Here is a 14,199-nt window from a genome sequence, read left to right on the forward strand (position 1 = left end):
CGAGCTGCCTCAACCCTCCACCCGCTTCTTCAGCGACTTGAGCGCGGTGTCGATGATGACCTTCTCGGCCTTGCGCTTGAGCATCCCGAGCATCGGGATCTTCACGTCGACGGCCAGGCGGTAGGTGACGGTCGTGGTGTCCTTGCCCTTGGCGGCCAGGGTGTAGGAGCCGTTCATCGCCTTGAGCACGGTGGCCTCGACGAGGCTCCACGAGACGACCCCGGTGCCGTTGCGTGCGACGTCCCACTCGTAGTCGAGGGTGTAGGTGTCCTTGATCGCCCCGGCGTCGAGGGTGAACTGCACCTGGTCGGCCCAGCCGTCGCCCTCCTCGGTGAGGATGCTGACCGCCTTGACCTCGGTGGCCCACTCCGGATAGCTCTCGAAGTCGGCGATGACGTCGAGGACTTCACCCGGCTTTGCGTCGATGTCGATGCTTGATTCGGTGCGGTCGGCCATGCGCCGAAGGCTACAAGACCGAGGCGTCGGACGACGGACCGCCTTCGAGGCGGTCCTTGAGTCCGTGCACCGCCCGCTTCCACCGCAAGGTATGCCGCGTGGCGACGTCCCGGGGTGCGCGCGGCCCCCGATGGCCCCGGACGTAGTGGTGGACGACCACTCCGTCGCGGAACGGCTCGAGCCAGACCTCCATCTCGCCGACGACCTGGCCGGTCACGGCCCAGCGCACGCCCTTGACCCCACGGTCCCGCGTCACCGTGGGGGCCAGGTGCGGCCAGACCTGCGCCACCCAACTCTCGTCGTCCAGGCCCGCGCGCACGACCTCGGGCGATGCCCGGATGAAGGTCTCGTCGACGATGTCGATCCTGTGGTCGCGCACCGGATCAGTGTTCCGCACGTCACGTCGGCATGTGGATGGACCCTCCCCCGCGTGCCTACCCGCGGGTAGTCTGTGCGCACTGAGGCAGTCACGCCCACTGAGGCAGTCACGCCGTCGTCAAAGGAGACTCCGTGCAGGAACACGTCGCACCCCCACTCGTGCCACCCACGACCGAGGGGAGCCTGGCCGACCTGCCAGGCCGCAACGCCGCCTCCGACCCCACGCGCGTGGCGTTCTCCCGCAAGGAGGGCAGCCGGTGGATCGACGTGACCGCGGCCGAGTTCGACGAGGACGTGCGCGCGGTCGCCAAGGGCCTCATCGCCGCCGGCATCGCGCCCGGTGACCGCGTGGCCATCATGTGCAAGACGCGCTACGAGTGGACCCTGACCGACTTCGCGATCTGGACTGCCGGTGCGGTGACCGTGCCCATCTACGAGACCTCCTCCGCCGAGCAGGTCGCCTGGATCCTCACCGACTCGGGGGCCAAGGGCATCATGCTCGAGACCCCGTCCCACGCGGCTACCCTCGCCGAGGTCCGCGACCAGCTGCCAGGGCTCGACCACGCCTGGCAGGTCGACGCCGGTGCCATCGCCGAGCTGAAGAGCTCGGGCGCCGACGTGGGTGACGCCGACCTCGAGGCCGCCAAGGGCGGGCTCGACCGCGCGAGCATCGCGACGATCATCTACACCTCGGGCACGACCGGTCGCCCCAAGGGCGTCCAGCTGACCCACGACAACTTCCTCGCCCTGTCCGAGAACGCCATCACCAAGCTCAAGTCGGTCGTCAAGGCCGAGGGCGCCTCGACCCTGCTCTTCCTCCCCCTGGCCCACGTCTTCGCGCGGTTCATCCAGGTCCTCTGCGTCACGGGCGAGGCCAAGATGGGCCACAGCGCCGACATCAAGAACCTCCTCGCGGACTTCGCCGAGTTCAAGCCGACCTTCATCCTCTCGGTGCCCCGCGTCTTCGAGAAGATCTACAACTCTGCCGAGGCCAAGGCGACCGCCGAGGGCAAGGGCAAGATCTTCGCGACCGCGACCGACACCGCCATCGCCTGGTCCACCGCCCAGGACACCGGCGGGGCCGGGCTCGGCCTCAAGGTCCGGCACGGCATCTTCGACAAGCTGGTCTACTCCAAGCTGCGCGCCGCCATGGGCGGCCAGGTCATGTACGCCGTGTCCGGTGGCGCCCCGCTGGGCACCCGGCTGGGCCACTTCTTCCGCGGCATCGGCGTGACCGTGCTCGAGGGCTACGGCCTGACCGAGACCACCGCCCCAGCCACGGTCAACGTGCCCGACCGCGTGAAGATCGGCACCGTGGGTGCCCCCCTGCCCGGCGTGGGCATCCGCATCGCCGACGACGGCGAGATCCTCATCCAGGGCAACAACGTCTTCGCCGCCTACAACAACAACGCCGAGGCCACCTCGAGTGCGGTGCTCGACGGGTGGTTCCACACCGGCGACATCGGCGAGCTCGACGAGGACGGCTACCTCAAGATCACCGGTCGCAAGAAGGAGCTCCTCGTCACCGCCGGCGGCAAGAACGTCGCCCCGGCAGGTCTGGAGGACCGGCTCCGGGCGCATCCCCTCATCTCCCAGTGCATCGTCGTGGGCGACCAGAAGCCGTTCATCGGCGCCCTCCTCACCCTCGACGAGGAGATGTACCCGGGCTGGGCCAAGAACAACGGCCTCTCCGGGGTCAGCTTCGACCAGGCCCGCACCAACGAGACCGTCCTCGCCGAGCTCCAGAAGGCCGTCGACGACGCCAACAAGTCGGTGTCCAAGGCCGAGTCGATCCGCAAGTTCGCGGTGCTGCCGGGTGACTTCACCGAGGAGAACGGCTACCTCACGCCGAGCCTGAAGCTCAAGCGGAACATCGTCATGAAGGACTTCCACGACGAGGTCGAGGCGCTCTACTCCGGCGCCAAGGAGTGACCCGCTGACCCGCACGGTCCCGGCCGACACCGACCCGTAGGGTCTAGCCATGCGCGCTGCCCCCGGACCCTCCGCCCGGTCCGTGGTGGGGTCGTTCGCCCTGCCGCTGGCGTGGCTGGTCTTCTTGACCGCGTTGCAGTGGAGCGTCGTGCGCTACCGCATCCCCATCGTGATCGCCCTCACCGCGGCCACGCTGGGGCTGGCGCTCTGGCAGTGGGCCGGCTGGCGGGCCAGCCTCCACCGACCCGCGGTGGCGGTGATGCTGGCCGGCTCGGCCCTGGCCACCCTTGCGGTGCCCCTGTTCAGCTACCTCGCACCGACCGGCCTCGCGATCGCGACGACGCTCTTCGTCGTGGTACCGCTGGCGTGCGCGGTCCTCTTGTGTGCCAACACCGTTCGCGCCCACTGGGCTGCCGGCGTGGTGGCCGTGACCGGGTATGCCGCGTGTGCAGCCGTCGCGATCACGTCCTCACCGCGGCCCCGCATCGACGTCTGGGTGACGCTGCAGCAGGCCGCCGACGGCCTCGGCCGAGGCGAGAACTTCTACGCGATGAACTGGACCGGATCCCCCGGCATCCAGGACGCCTTCACCTACCTGCCCTGGACGGCCGTGCTGCTCGCGCCGGGCCGCTGGCTGTTCGGTGACGTGCGGTGGGCGCTGGCGTTCTGGACGCTCGTCGCGGTGGCCGGGGCCTGGATGCTCGCCCGCGGCGCGGCCCCACGGCATACCGGGGGCGCCTGGGTCTGGACCGCGGCCGCGGTCACCGGTCTGCTCGTCCTGGCCCCCGGCACGCTCACCCAGCTCGACCAGGCCTGGACCGAGCCGTTGCTGCTCGCGGGCCTGGTGTGGTGGGCCGTGCTGGTCCAGCGCGACCGCGCATGGTGGGCGGTCATCCCCCTCGCCCTCGCCTGCGCCAGCAAGCAGCACCTGGCCCTGCTGCTGCCCGTGCTGCTGGTGTGGCGACCGTTCGGGTGGCGCCGAGCCGTGGCGACGGGTGCGCTGACCGGGGTGCTGGTCGCGCCGTGGTTCGTCGCGAGCCCGCCGGACTTCGTCCACGACACGATCAGCCTGCTCGTCGGGTTCCACCCCATCAAGTTCGCCAACACGCTCTACCTGTTGGCGCTCAACACCTTTGGCGTGACGTTGCCGTTCGCCGTGACCGGGGTCGCCGTGCTGGGCACCCTCGCCGCCGTCTGCTGGACCGTCTGGCGCCGCCAGCCCGACCTGGCCGACGTGCTGCGCTGGCTGGCGCTGGTGCTGCTGGTGGCCAACCTCGTCAACAAGCAGGCCTTCTACAACCAGTTCTGGCTCGTCGGGTCCCTGGTCGTCGTCTCGCTCGCCCTGGCCCCGGCCGCCTGCAGGACGTCCTGCACGAGCTGCTCCAGCACCACGGGGTAGACCGCTTCACCGCGAGCGCGGTGCAGGGCAGGGTCGATCCACGCCAGCTGGATGGTCGACCGGACCTCCAGCTCGGCGAAGCCGGATGGGTCGGCGTCGAAGCGCTCGGTGACCCAGCCGTAGAAGACCTGCTGCTGGACGATCGTGCGCCCCTCGAAGGAGAAGGCGTCCTCGTCGTGGTGGACCGGCCCGACGAGGTCGTCGACGGTGATGGTGCGGCCGGTCTCCTCCCATACCTCGCGGACCGCCGCCGCACGGTCGGTCTCCCCCGGCTCGACACCACCGCCGACCGTGTACCAGTAGGGGTCGTCGGGGTGGTGCGGGTCGAAGCCCTCGATCATCAGGACCTGGCCGTCGGCGTCGACGACCACCACGCGGGCGGCGCGGCGGCGCACCACCTCGGGGTCCGTCATCGGGCCAGGCTCCGCAGGTAGGCGAGCCACTCCTTGGTGAACGCGGCCTGGCTGGTGCCCAGCACGCTGCGGAACGCCGCGGTCGCCGCCTCGTCGGGGTCGGGCGTCGCCGAGGACGATCCGGGGGGCTTCGTGGCGACCGCGAGGTAGTAGCGCACCAGGGCCTTGCGACCGTAGCGGTCGACGATGCGGTTCACGGCCAGCCAGGCCGCGTTGTAGCTCGGCGCGATCGTCGTGCGTGACGGGTCGAAGTCGCCGGCGGCCGGCAGCGCCTTCGGGCCATGGCCGGCGCGGACCTTCGCCAGGAGCGCCGCGGCGACCTGTCTGCGGGTCGCCCCGACGTCGCGGTAGCCGACGTAGTCGGCCATTCCCTCGGACAGCCACAGCGGGACCGGTCGGTCGGTCGTGGCGCGGATGGCGACGTGGGTCGCCTCGTGCGTCACGACGACCTGCTGCCCCCGCCTCTCCAGAGTGGCGAACGCACCGGGGTTGACCACGACCCGGTCGGCCCCCGCGCGGCCACCGGCGTCGAACGGCCCGTCCGTGACGGCAGCGACCTGCGCGACGGAGTCCTTGTCCTGGCCGACCTGCTCGGCCATCTCGGCCGCGGTGCGGGGCACGACGAGCACCAGGCGGCTGTTCCACGGGGCGGTCCAGACCGCGTCGACCCGCGTGACGGCGAGGTTGCCCAGGGCGAGGTAGGGACGCAGGCGGCTCGCCGGACCGCTTCCCATGACCAGCGTCGTCGGGCTGCGCAGGACCGTGAACGCGGGCAGGTCCCAGGCCTGCACCTGGGTGCCTCCGTCGGTGTCGTCGACCAGCCGCCACCCGGTGTCGCGACGCACGACGGTGAAGTACGACTCGAACTCGCGGGACGCCGTGTCATAGCCGGCCAGGCTGTAGTGTCCGGCGACGCGGGAGACCCACGCCTCGGGGCCGAGCTGGGCGACGCGGTCGGCACCGAGCTCCGGGGCGGGCTCGGGGGTGCCGTAGGAAAAGGCGCCCAATGGGAGCTTGGCCAGGGCGTCGTACTGGGCCAGCTGGCGCAGCCCGAACCCCGACTTCGGGTCGTCCAGGGTCGCCGCGAAGGCGGCTCGGTCGTGGGCCCGCACCGCCGCGGCGCGGGCGGACAGCAAGGCGGTGAGGGCGTCCTCGCGCGCGGTGGAGGGGTCGGGAGCGTTCGACTGGGTGGTGGCCGACGGGGACGTCGACGGGCCCGACGACGATCGCGCGGTCCCAGCGTCCTCGTCGGAGCACCCCGCCAGCAGCCCGACGACCAGGACGGCCGTTGCCGCGACCGCGACACCAGCCCGCAGGGGGCCGCGTCGTCGAGGGGTGGCCCGGGTCATCCGGCCATCGTAGGGACGGCTCAGCCGACAGCGCGGACGTGGGCGGCCCACGGCTCGCGGCGCGCGCTGGCCGAGGAGGCCTCGTGCGCGCTGACCAGCCCGGCCTCGGCGAACCGGGCCACGGCGGACCGCTCGACGGCGTCGAGGGGCAGCTCGGCGCCTTGGGGCACGAGCATGGCCGTCACCATGCAGTCGGCGCAGTGCAGGTCGCGCACGGGACAGCTCTGGCAGTCGATGATCATCGCGATCACCTCGCTCTCTCAGTCGGGGAGTCCTTCTGTCGTGTGACCTGTCGACGACGCTAGGTGAGGGCACTGACAACGCCCGCGACACGGCACACCCCGATCCCACGCCACAGCCGGTGGCAGGGCGCGCCTGCCGGGGGCTGTCACACCCGCGGCCTACCGTCGGGACCATGCAGACGGCCGGCGACCAGATGGTGCAAGGCACCTTCGACGACCTGGGCACGGCACTGGCCGATGTCACGTTCGTCGTCGTCGACCTCGAGACCACCGGCGGCAGCCCGGCCGACTCGGCCATCACCGAGATCGGCGCCGTCAAGGTCCGGGCCGGCGAGGTGCTCGGCGAGTTCCAGACCCTGGTGAACCCCCACCTGCCGATCCCGCCGTTCATCCAGTCGCTCACCGGCATCACCACCGCCATGGTCGCGGACGCCCCCCGGATCGAGGCCGCCCTCCCGGCGTTCCTCGAGTTCGCGCGGGGAGCCGTGCTGGTCGCCCACAACGCCGGCTTCGACATCGGCTTCCTCAAGATGGCCGCCCGCCAGCAGGGCATCGAGTGGCCGCGCCACGCGGTGCTCGACACGGTCCACCTGGCCCGTCAGCTGGTCAACCGCGACGAGGCCCGCAACCACAAGCTCTCCACCCTGGCCGCCTTGTTCGGGGCCACCACGACGCCCGACCACCGCGCCCTGCACGACGCACAGGCGACCGTCGACGTGCTGCACGCCCTCATCGGGCGGGTGGGCAGCCTGGGCGTCCACACGCTCGAGGAGCTCTCCAGCTACACCTCGCGGGTCAGCCCCGCCCAGCGCCGCAAGCGCTGGCTCGCCGACGGCCTGCCCGACCAGCCGGGGGTCTACCTCTTCAAGGACGGCGACGGCCGGGTCCTCTACGTGGGCACGTCGATCAACATCCGCACGCGGGTCCGCAGCTACTTCACGGCGTCCGAGCAGCGCACCCGGATGGCCGAGATGGTGCGGCTGGCCGAGTCCGTCACCCCGATCGTGTGTGCCACCACCCTCGAGGCCGAGGTGCGCGAGCTGCGCCTCATCGCCGAGCACAAGCCGCGCTACAACCGGCGCTCCAAGACCCCCGAGCGGGCCACCTGGGTCAAGCTGACGGTCGAGGCCTTTCCCCGGCTGTCGATCGTGCGCGAGGTCCGGGGCGACGGAGCCCGCTACATCGGTCCGTTCGGCAGCCGCGGCTCGGCCGAGGCCGCCGTGGCGGCCGTCCACGAGGTGATCCCGCTGCGCCAGTGCGTCCAGCGGCTGTCCCCCACCCGGCGGGTGGGGTCGTGCGCGCTCGCCGACATGGGCCGCTGTGGCGCACCGTGCACCGGCGCCCAGAGCGTCGAGGAGTATGCCGCGGTCGTCCAGGACGCCGTGCACGCCCTCGCGGGCGACTCGCGCGACGTGGTGACCGCTCTGCGCACCCGGATGGGGTCGCTGGCCGACCAGGAGCGGTTCGAGGACGCCGGCACCCTGCGCGACCGGATGCTCGCGCTGGTGCGCGGCATGGCCAGGGCCCAGCGCATCGCGCCGCTCGCCGCCAGTCGCGAGATCGTCGCGGCCCGTTCGGCCACGGCCGGGGGCTGGGAGGTCATCGTGGTCCGGCACGGTCGGCTCGCCGCCAGCACGGTGTCCCCTCGCGGTGCCGACCCGATGCCCTATGTCGAGGCCGTCCGCACCAGCGCCGAGGTGGTCCTCCCCGCGCCGTGGCCGTCCCCGGCGGCGATCCCCGAGGAGACCGAGAAGATCCTGCGCTGGCTGGAGGCCCCCGGCGTGCGGATCGTCGACCTCGACGGCGAGTGGACCTGCCCGGTCGGTGGCGCCGGCGGTGCGCGGGCCGAGCTGGAGCCGCAGGTGGTGGCCCGCCATGCGGTGGCCGGATTCGTCGCGGCGTCCTAGCCTCCGGGGACCCACCCGCTACGCCAGCGGCGCCGATAGAGTGGGCTCGTGATCTCCGCCATCGTGCTCATCAACGCCAAGGTCGACCGCATCCCCGAGGTGGCCCAGGCCATCGCCGAGCTCGAGGGCGTCTCCGAGGTCTACTCGGTCGCCGGCGATGCCGACCTCATCGCGATGATCCGGGTCCGCGAGCACGAGCAGCTCAACGACGTCATCGCCGACCGCCTCAACAAGGTCGACGGTGTCACGGGCACCAACACCCACATCGCGTTCCGCACCTACTCCACGCACGACCTCGAGGCCGCCTTCAGCCTCGGCCTCGACGGTGACTGACCCTTCGACCCCAGTCACCCCCGGCCTCGACTCACCACTGCCTCGGCCGCACGGCCGATCTGAGTAGCAACACGCATCCGCGCAACCCTCCTGACCTGCAGACTCGTGCCACCGAGCGCTGAGCTCCTGCACCCTCCGGAGGACCGATGCCGCCCATCCCCTGCCCCGCCTGCGCTCGCTTCCTGCCCGAGTCGCCCAGGTCGTGCCCAGGGTGCCACCTCCCCCTCACCGGCCCGAACGCCCTGCGCCTGTGGCAGGTCGACCAGGGCCTGGCCGCGCTCCAACGCGAGCGCATCGAGCTGATCGCCGCGCTGCGGGCAGGGGACGCCTCCTCATCCGTCGCCGCTGCCGGCTCCCCGACCACCGTCGCGACCGCACCGGACGCGCCCCTGCGCGGCGCGAGCTCGATGGCGCAGTCGGGCCAGCCCGGTGAGACGGACCACGCAGCACCCCCGCCCGCCGCGCCCGCGCGCCGCGCCTGGACCACCCAGCAGACCCTGCTGGCGATCGGGGTGCTGCTGGTCCTGGTGGCCGGGTCGATCGCCTTGGCGATCGCGTGGTTCCTCATCGGCATCGTCGGTCAGCTGCTCGTCATGGGTGGCTTCACCGCCGCGGCCACGGTGGCCTCGCTGGTGCTGTCCCGCCGACGCCTGCCCAGCAGTGCGGAAGCCCTGGCCCTCGTGGCCGGCGGCCTCCTCCTCCTTGACGTGGCGGCTGCGCGGCGGTTCGGGCTGGCCGACCTCGAGTCGGTCGACGGGCGCACCTATGCCGCGGTCACTGGGCTGCTCGCCGCCATCGTCCTCGCCGCCCTGCACCGCACCGACCGCAGGATCGCAGGCTTCGCCCTCCTCTCGCTGACCGCCGCCTCGCTCGGGTGGGCCGGCGTCGTGGCCTTCGCCGACCACGCCGCCGGGGTCGCCGCCCTCGCCCTCGCCGGCGCCGTGCTGTTCGGCGCCCTGCACCTGGTCGTCCCCCCGTCGTTCGGGCTGACCCGCCGCGCCGCCACCGGTCCAGCGGCAGGGTGGACCGCCTTCTCGGCGGTCACCGCTGCCGTCGGGGCGCTCGGCGCCGGGCTCGACGCACTGTCTGCTCCGACCGGTCCGGGCGTCGACGGCCCGGTGGTCCAGGGGGTCACCGCAGACGGCGTGGTCAGCGTGGCGACCCTGGCGACGCTGGCCGTCGCGGGCGCCCTCGTCGTGCGACGCGTCGTCGCGGTCCGCGCCGCGCGCCTGGGCACCCGAGCCGCCGCGCGCGCCGACTGGACCGCGCGGGCGTTGGCCGGTGACTGGCGTGCCCTCGGGGTGGTCGCCGTCGCCGCCTCGGTGGCCGGCCCCACTGCTGTGCTCGGACTGGCGCTGCAGCTCGGGGCGTTCTGGTCGGCGGTGCTCGCCGTCGTCGCAGCCGTGGCCGCCACCGCGCTCGTGGTCGCCCGCCCCCGCACCACCTCGCGCGGCGTCGCCTGGGTCGAGGCCCAGGCCGGTGCGACGCTCGGTGTCCTCGTGTTCGTCTGCGCCGTCGAGGGGTCCAGGCCGGCGACGACCATCGCCCTGACCGCGACCGCCCTCGTGGCCGCGACGGCGGCAGTGCACCGGCCGACCTGGCGCGCGGCCGCCAGCGCCGTCGGGGCGGTCGCCACGGTGGCGGCCGCCGCCCTCACCGGCTCGATGTTCTCCGACGCCGCCGCGGTGCTCGCGGCCGCGGCCGCGGGGGCCGCCTTCGTCGCCGTCGGGTTGCTGCGGCAGGCCGAACCCGAGGAGGCGCCCCTCGCCGTCGTCGGCCACCTCGCCGTGTTCGGCGCCCTGGCCGCGGCGGCCGGCACCGCTCTCGCCGACGAGGTCGTGATCGCCGTCCTCGTGGTCATCGCCCTGACCGGAGGTGCCACCGCCGTCCTGCGCCCGCACCTGCGCCCCATCGCCAGCGGCACGACGACCGTCGCGTCGGTCTGGGCGCTGTGGTTGGGCGGTGGCCTGGTCGGCCCGCGCTCCCAGTGGGTGCTGCTGGCCGCCGCCGCGCTCGGCCTCGCCGCGCTGGCCCAGTGGCGTCGTCACCGCACCGAGGAGCTCGTCCTCGGCGCCCTGGCGGTCCTCGTCGCGGTCACCGCCGTCGTCGTCGCCGTCGATCGCTCCTGGCCGCACGCCGCCTCGCTGGCCGCCGCGGCATACGGGCTCGTGGCTGTCGCGTATGCCGCCCTGCCGCACCGCCGCGCCGTCGTCACCATCGCGGTGGCCGCGCTGACGGCAGCGGTGTGGGTGGAGCTCGGGGACGCGGACGTGACCACCTTGGAGGCCTGGACGCTGCCGCTGGCCGCGTTCCTGCTCGCTGCCGGTCTCTGGTCGCACCGCGAGCTCGGTGACCACTCGTGGCTCACGGCCGGGCCGGGTCTGGCCGTCGCCCTCCTGCCGTCCACCCTCTTCACCACGGTCGACGACGGCCTGGTCCGCCCGCTCGTCACGGTCGCCGCTGCCGTCGCCGTCCTGGTGCTCGGGGCGCTGCGCCGCTGGCAGGCGCTGGTGGTGCTGGGCGCGGCCTGCGCCGCCACCGTCGCCCTCACCCAGCCGCTCCCCTATGCCGTGCTGCTGCCCCGCTACCTGACCCTCGGGGCGCTCGGGGTCCTGCTCCTCGCCGTCGGCGCGCGGTACGAGCAGCGTCGGGCCGACGCCCGGCAGGCCGTCAGCTGGCTGGCATCCATGTCCTGACCCGTGTCCTGACCCGTCTCGGCCGTGGTCGGCCAGAAGTGGGGGGCGGTGGGCCGGGAGGCGGGCGTACCTTCGCGTCATGGACGACCTCACCACCTTGTTCGACCGGGCTGCCCGCGTGGCAGCCGACCACCGCGCCGCGGTGGCTGATGCACCCGTCGCGGCCCGTGCCTCGGCGCAGGAGCTGCGGGCGTCCGCGGACGGGGCCCTGCGTGAGCAGCCGACCCCGGCCGGGCAGGTCCTCGACGAGCTGGTCGAGACCTTCGGGCCGGGGCTGGTCGGCACCCCCGGGCCGCGCTTCTTCGGCTTCGTCATCGGTGGAGCACTGCCGGCTGCGAGTGCGGCCGACATGGTCGCGGTCGGGTGGGACCAGTGTGCGTTCAACGCGACCCTCTCCCCCGCCGGCGCGGTGGCCGAGGAGCTCGCGGGTGGCTGGCTCAAGGACCTGCTCGGGCTGCCGGCCGGGGCCACCGTCGGGTTCGTCACGGGTGCCCAGGGGGCCAACACCGTCAGCCTCGCGACGGCGCGTCACCACGTCCTCGCCGCGGCGGGTTGGGACGTCGAGAAGGACGGCCTCCTCGGGGCACCCCGGGTGCGGGTGGTGGCGAGCGTCGAGCGCCACGCGACCATCGACCGGGCGCTGCGGCTGATCGGGTTCGGGACCGCCGTCGTCGAGGAGGTGGTGACGGACGCCAACGGCGCCATCGACGTGGCCGACCTGACGGCCGTGCTGGCCCGCTCGGACCCGGGGCCGACGATCGTCTGCCTCCAGTCCGGCAACGTCAACACCGGCGCGTGCGACGACCTGCGGGCGGCGGTGGCGGTGGCCCGGCGCCACGGGGCCTGGGTCCACGTCGACGGTGCCTTCGGCCTCTGGGCCGGGGCCAGCCCTGCGCGGGCGCACCTCGTCGACGGAGTCGACCTCGCGGACTCCTGGTCGTGCGACGGACACAAGTGGCTCAACGTGCCCTACGACTGCGGCTTCGCCATCTGCGCCCACCCCCAGGTGCACGCGGGGTCGCTGTCCTACACCGCGGCATACCTCACCGGACAGGGCGGCCCGACGCCGGCCCTGGGCGACCTGGTGCCCGAGTCCTCAAGGAGGGCAAGGGGTTTCGCCGTGTGGGCGGCCCTACGCGAGCTGGGACGCGACGGCGTCGCCGACCTGGTCGAGCGCAGCTGCACGCTGGCCCAGCGCTTCGCCGCTGGCCTCGAAGCCGGTGGCGCCGAGGTCGTCAACGACGTCGTCCTCAACCAGGTGCTGGTCGGCTTCGGCAGCGACCAGCGCACCGACCGGATCGTCGAGGGAGTCCAGCGGGAGGGGACCTGCTGGCTCGGTGCGACGACCTGGCACGGCCGCCGGCTGATGCGGGTCTCGGTCTCGAACTGGTCGACGACCGAGCAGGACGTCGACCGTTCCGTCGCCGCCATCCTGCGGGTGGCCGCGGAGGACCGCCGCTGAGCGGGCGCTGGTGGTCAGGCGGACGTGAGGCGCTGCGTCGCGGCGGCCCACTGCTCGAGCCGGGCGGCGGCCGCACCGGAGTCGAGCGCCTCCTCGGCACGGTCCATGCCGAGGCGCACGCCGGCCGCGAACGCCTCGTCGGTGGCGTCGTGCCCGGCCGGCTCCGCGCCGCCGGCGAGGTCGCGACCAGCGAGCGCGAGCGCCATGCCGGCGTTGAGCACCACTGCGTCACGCACCGCACCACGCTGGCCCGCGAAGAGGTCGCGGGCGACCTGCGCGTTGTGGGCCGCATCGGCGCCCCGCAGGGCCTCGACGGGCTGCCGCTCGAGGCCGACGTGGAGCGGGTCGAAGACGCGCTGGGTGACGGCGCCGTCGCGCACCCACCACACGGTCGAGGTCGTGCTGAGGGTCAGCTCGTCGAGCCCGTCGTCGCCGCGGAAGACGGCGGCTTCGGAGCCTCGCCCCGCGAAGACCCCGGCGATGAGGGGCGCCATCCGCGGGTCGGCCACCCCCACGGCGGCGTAGGTGGGACGGGCCGGGTTGGTCAGCGGACCGAGGACGTTGAAGGCGGTGCCGACGCCGAGCCCACTGCGGGCGGCGGCGGCGTGCCGCATGGCCGGGTGGAAGGCCTGCGCGAAGCAGAAGGTGATGCCGGCCTCGGCGGCCACCTGCGCCACCTGGGCCGGCGTGAGGGTGAGGTTGACGCCCAGCGCCTCGAGGACGTCGGCCGAGCCCGAGGCGGACGACGCGGCCCGGTTGCCGTGCTTGACCACCTGGACCCCGCTGGCCGCGATGACGACCGACGCCATCGTGGAGATGTTGACCGTGTTGGAGCGGTCGGCACCGGTGCCGACGATGTCGAGGCTCGGCCCCGGCACCTCGATCTGGTTGGCGTGGGCGAGCATGACGTCGGCCAGCCCACGCAGCTCCTCCACCGTCTCGCCCTTGGACCGGAGCGCGACGAGGAAGCCGGCGACCTGGACCGGCGAGGCCTCGCCGCCCATGATCTCGTTCATCGCCCAGGCGGCCTGGTCGGTGCTGAGGTGCTCACCGGCGATGAGCAGGGTGAGCAGGTCCGGCCAGGTGTGACCGGCCGGCTCGCGTGCGGTCACCGGCTCAGGAGGCGCTGGGACGTCCGCCACGACCCAGCTCTGCCACGGCCGAGGCCAGCGCGATCGGGTCGAGCGGGTGGGGGACGGCCAGGTCGGCGAGCGACCAGGTGGCCAGCCAGCCGTCCTGCGGGCGACCGGTCAGGACCAGGATCGGCGGGCAGCCGAAGATCTCGCTCTTGAGCTGGCGGCAGAGGCCGAGCCCACCGGTCGGGGCCGCTTCGCCGTCGAGGATGAGGAGGTCGAACGAGGCGTTCTCGACGGCCTCGATCACCGCCGCCGCGGTCGCGCACTCACGCCACGACGAGACCTCGACATCACGGGCCGGACGACGGCCCACGGTGACGCGGACAGCGTCCCGGGTGGTCCTGTCGTCGCTGTACAGCAGCACCGAGATCTGACGGGTCGAAGACCCCGCTGGTGACCCCGACGAGGTCGGGACGTCGGCGGCGGTCGCGTGCGAAGCGGTCATGACGCAGATGCTACCGGTGCGGCGTTTCGGCGCGGTGACGCACCCATCGGG

Annotated in this window: 13 protein-coding genes; 6 read left to right on the forward strand and 7 right to left on the reverse strand. The window is 73.1% G+C overall.

Features of this window, described 5'->3' with window-relative positions; translation table 11 throughout:
- Positions 1 to 9: 9 nt before the first annotated feature.
- Together ACXJKD_RS03285 and ACXJKD_RS03290 are read right to left on the reverse strand one after the other, a co-directional pair.
- A complete protein-coding gene (locus ACXJKD_RS03285) occupies positions 10 to 456 on the reverse strand; it encodes an SRPBCC family protein (protein WP_457252924.1) in 447 nt (148 codons plus the stop codon).
- Between the two features lie 10 nt (positions 457 to 466).
- A complete protein-coding gene (locus ACXJKD_RS03290) occupies positions 467 to 835 on the reverse strand; it encodes a hypothetical protein (RefSeq protein ID WP_457252925.1) in 369 nt (122 codons plus the stop codon).
- 131 nt (positions 836 to 966) lie between these two features.
- On the opposite strand from ACXJKD_RS03290, the gene ACXJKD_RS03295 reads away from it, so the two are divergent.
- The gene (locus ACXJKD_RS03295) at positions 967 to 2,766 is read left to right on the forward strand and encodes an AMP-dependent synthetase/ligase (protein WP_457252926.1); all 1,800 of its coding nucleotides are present in this window, start codon (positions 967 to 969) and stop codon (positions 2,764 to 2,766) included.
- A gap of 49 nt (positions 2,767 to 2,815) precedes the next feature.
- Entirely contained in the window at positions 2,816 to 4,165 is a 1,350-nt protein-coding gene (locus ACXJKD_RS03300) for a glycosyltransferase 87 family protein (protein ID WP_457252927.1), read from the forward strand.
- Here ACXJKD_RS03300 and ACXJKD_RS03305 read toward each other — a convergent pair.
- The 3 genes from ACXJKD_RS03305 to ACXJKD_RS03315 are packed head-to-tail and all read right to left on the reverse strand — an operon-like array spanning position 4,060 to position 6,169.
- A complete protein-coding gene (locus ACXJKD_RS03305; RefSeq protein WP_457252928.1) occupies positions 4,060 to 4,578 on the reverse strand; it encodes an NUDIX hydrolase in 519 nt (172 codons plus the stop codon). The two genes, ACXJKD_RS03300 and ACXJKD_RS03305, sit on opposite strands and share 106 nt — an antisense overlap.
- Entirely contained in the window at positions 4,575 to 5,927 is a 1,353-nt protein-coding gene (locus tag ACXJKD_RS03310; protein ID WP_457252929.1) for a hypothetical protein, read from the reverse strand. Before ACXJKD_RS03310 ends, ACXJKD_RS03305 begins: the two co-directional genes overlap by 4 nt.
- Positions 5,928 to 5,947: 20 nt before the next feature.
- On the reverse strand, positions 5,948 to 6,169 hold the full coding sequence (locus ACXJKD_RS03315; protein WP_457252931.1) for a hypothetical protein: 222 nt from the start codon (positions 6,167 to 6,169) through the stop codon (positions 5,948 to 5,950).
- Between the two features lie 173 nt (positions 6,170 to 6,342).
- Here ACXJKD_RS03315 and ACXJKD_RS03320 point away from each other — a divergent pair, with 173 nt between their 5' ends.
- The 4 genes from ACXJKD_RS03320 to ACXJKD_RS03335 all read left to right on the forward strand — a co-directional run bounded on the left by ACXJKD_RS03320 (position 6,343) and on the right by ACXJKD_RS03335 (position 12,567).
- Positions 6,343 to 8,076, forward strand: a complete 1,734-nt coding sequence (locus tag ACXJKD_RS03320; protein WP_457252932.1) for a DEDD exonuclease domain-containing protein — start codon at positions 6,343 to 6,345, stop codon at positions 8,074 to 8,076.
- A 48-nt stretch (positions 8,077 to 8,124) separates the two neighbouring features.
- A complete protein-coding gene (locus ACXJKD_RS03325; RefSeq protein ID WP_057377683.1) occupies positions 8,125 to 8,409 on the forward strand; it encodes an Lrp/AsnC family transcriptional regulator in 285 nt (94 codons plus the stop codon).
- A 146-nt stretch (positions 8,410 to 8,555) separates the two neighbouring features.
- Positions 8,556 to 11,105, forward strand: coding sequence for an SCO7613 C-terminal domain-containing membrane protein (locus ACXJKD_RS03330; protein ID WP_457252933.1), 2,550 nt, complete (start codon positions 8,556 to 8,558; stop codon positions 11,103 to 11,105).
- 79 nt (positions 11,106 to 11,184) lie between these two features.
- A complete protein-coding gene (locus tag ACXJKD_RS03335; protein ID WP_457252934.1) occupies positions 11,185 to 12,567 on the forward strand; it encodes a pyridoxal phosphate-dependent decarboxylase family protein in 1,383 nt (460 codons plus the stop codon).
- 14 nt (positions 12,568 to 12,581) lie between these two features.
- Here ACXJKD_RS03335 and trpD read toward each other — a convergent pair whose 3' ends face one another.
- A complete protein-coding gene (trpD, locus tag ACXJKD_RS03340; protein WP_457252935.1) occupies positions 12,582 to 13,679 on the reverse strand; it encodes an anthranilate phosphoribosyltransferase in 1,098 nt (365 codons plus the stop codon).
- A gap of 4 nt (positions 13,680 to 13,683) precedes the next feature.
- Positions 13,684 to 14,148 carry a hypothetical protein gene (locus ACXJKD_RS03345; RefSeq protein WP_457252936.1) on the reverse strand — a complete coding sequence of 155 codons (465 nt, stop codon included), beginning with the start codon at positions 14,146 to 14,148 and terminating at the stop codon, positions 13,684 to 13,686.
- Positions 14,149 to 14,199 lie beyond the last annotated feature (51 nt).

The organism is Pedococcus sp. P5_B7, assembly GCF_054049895.1.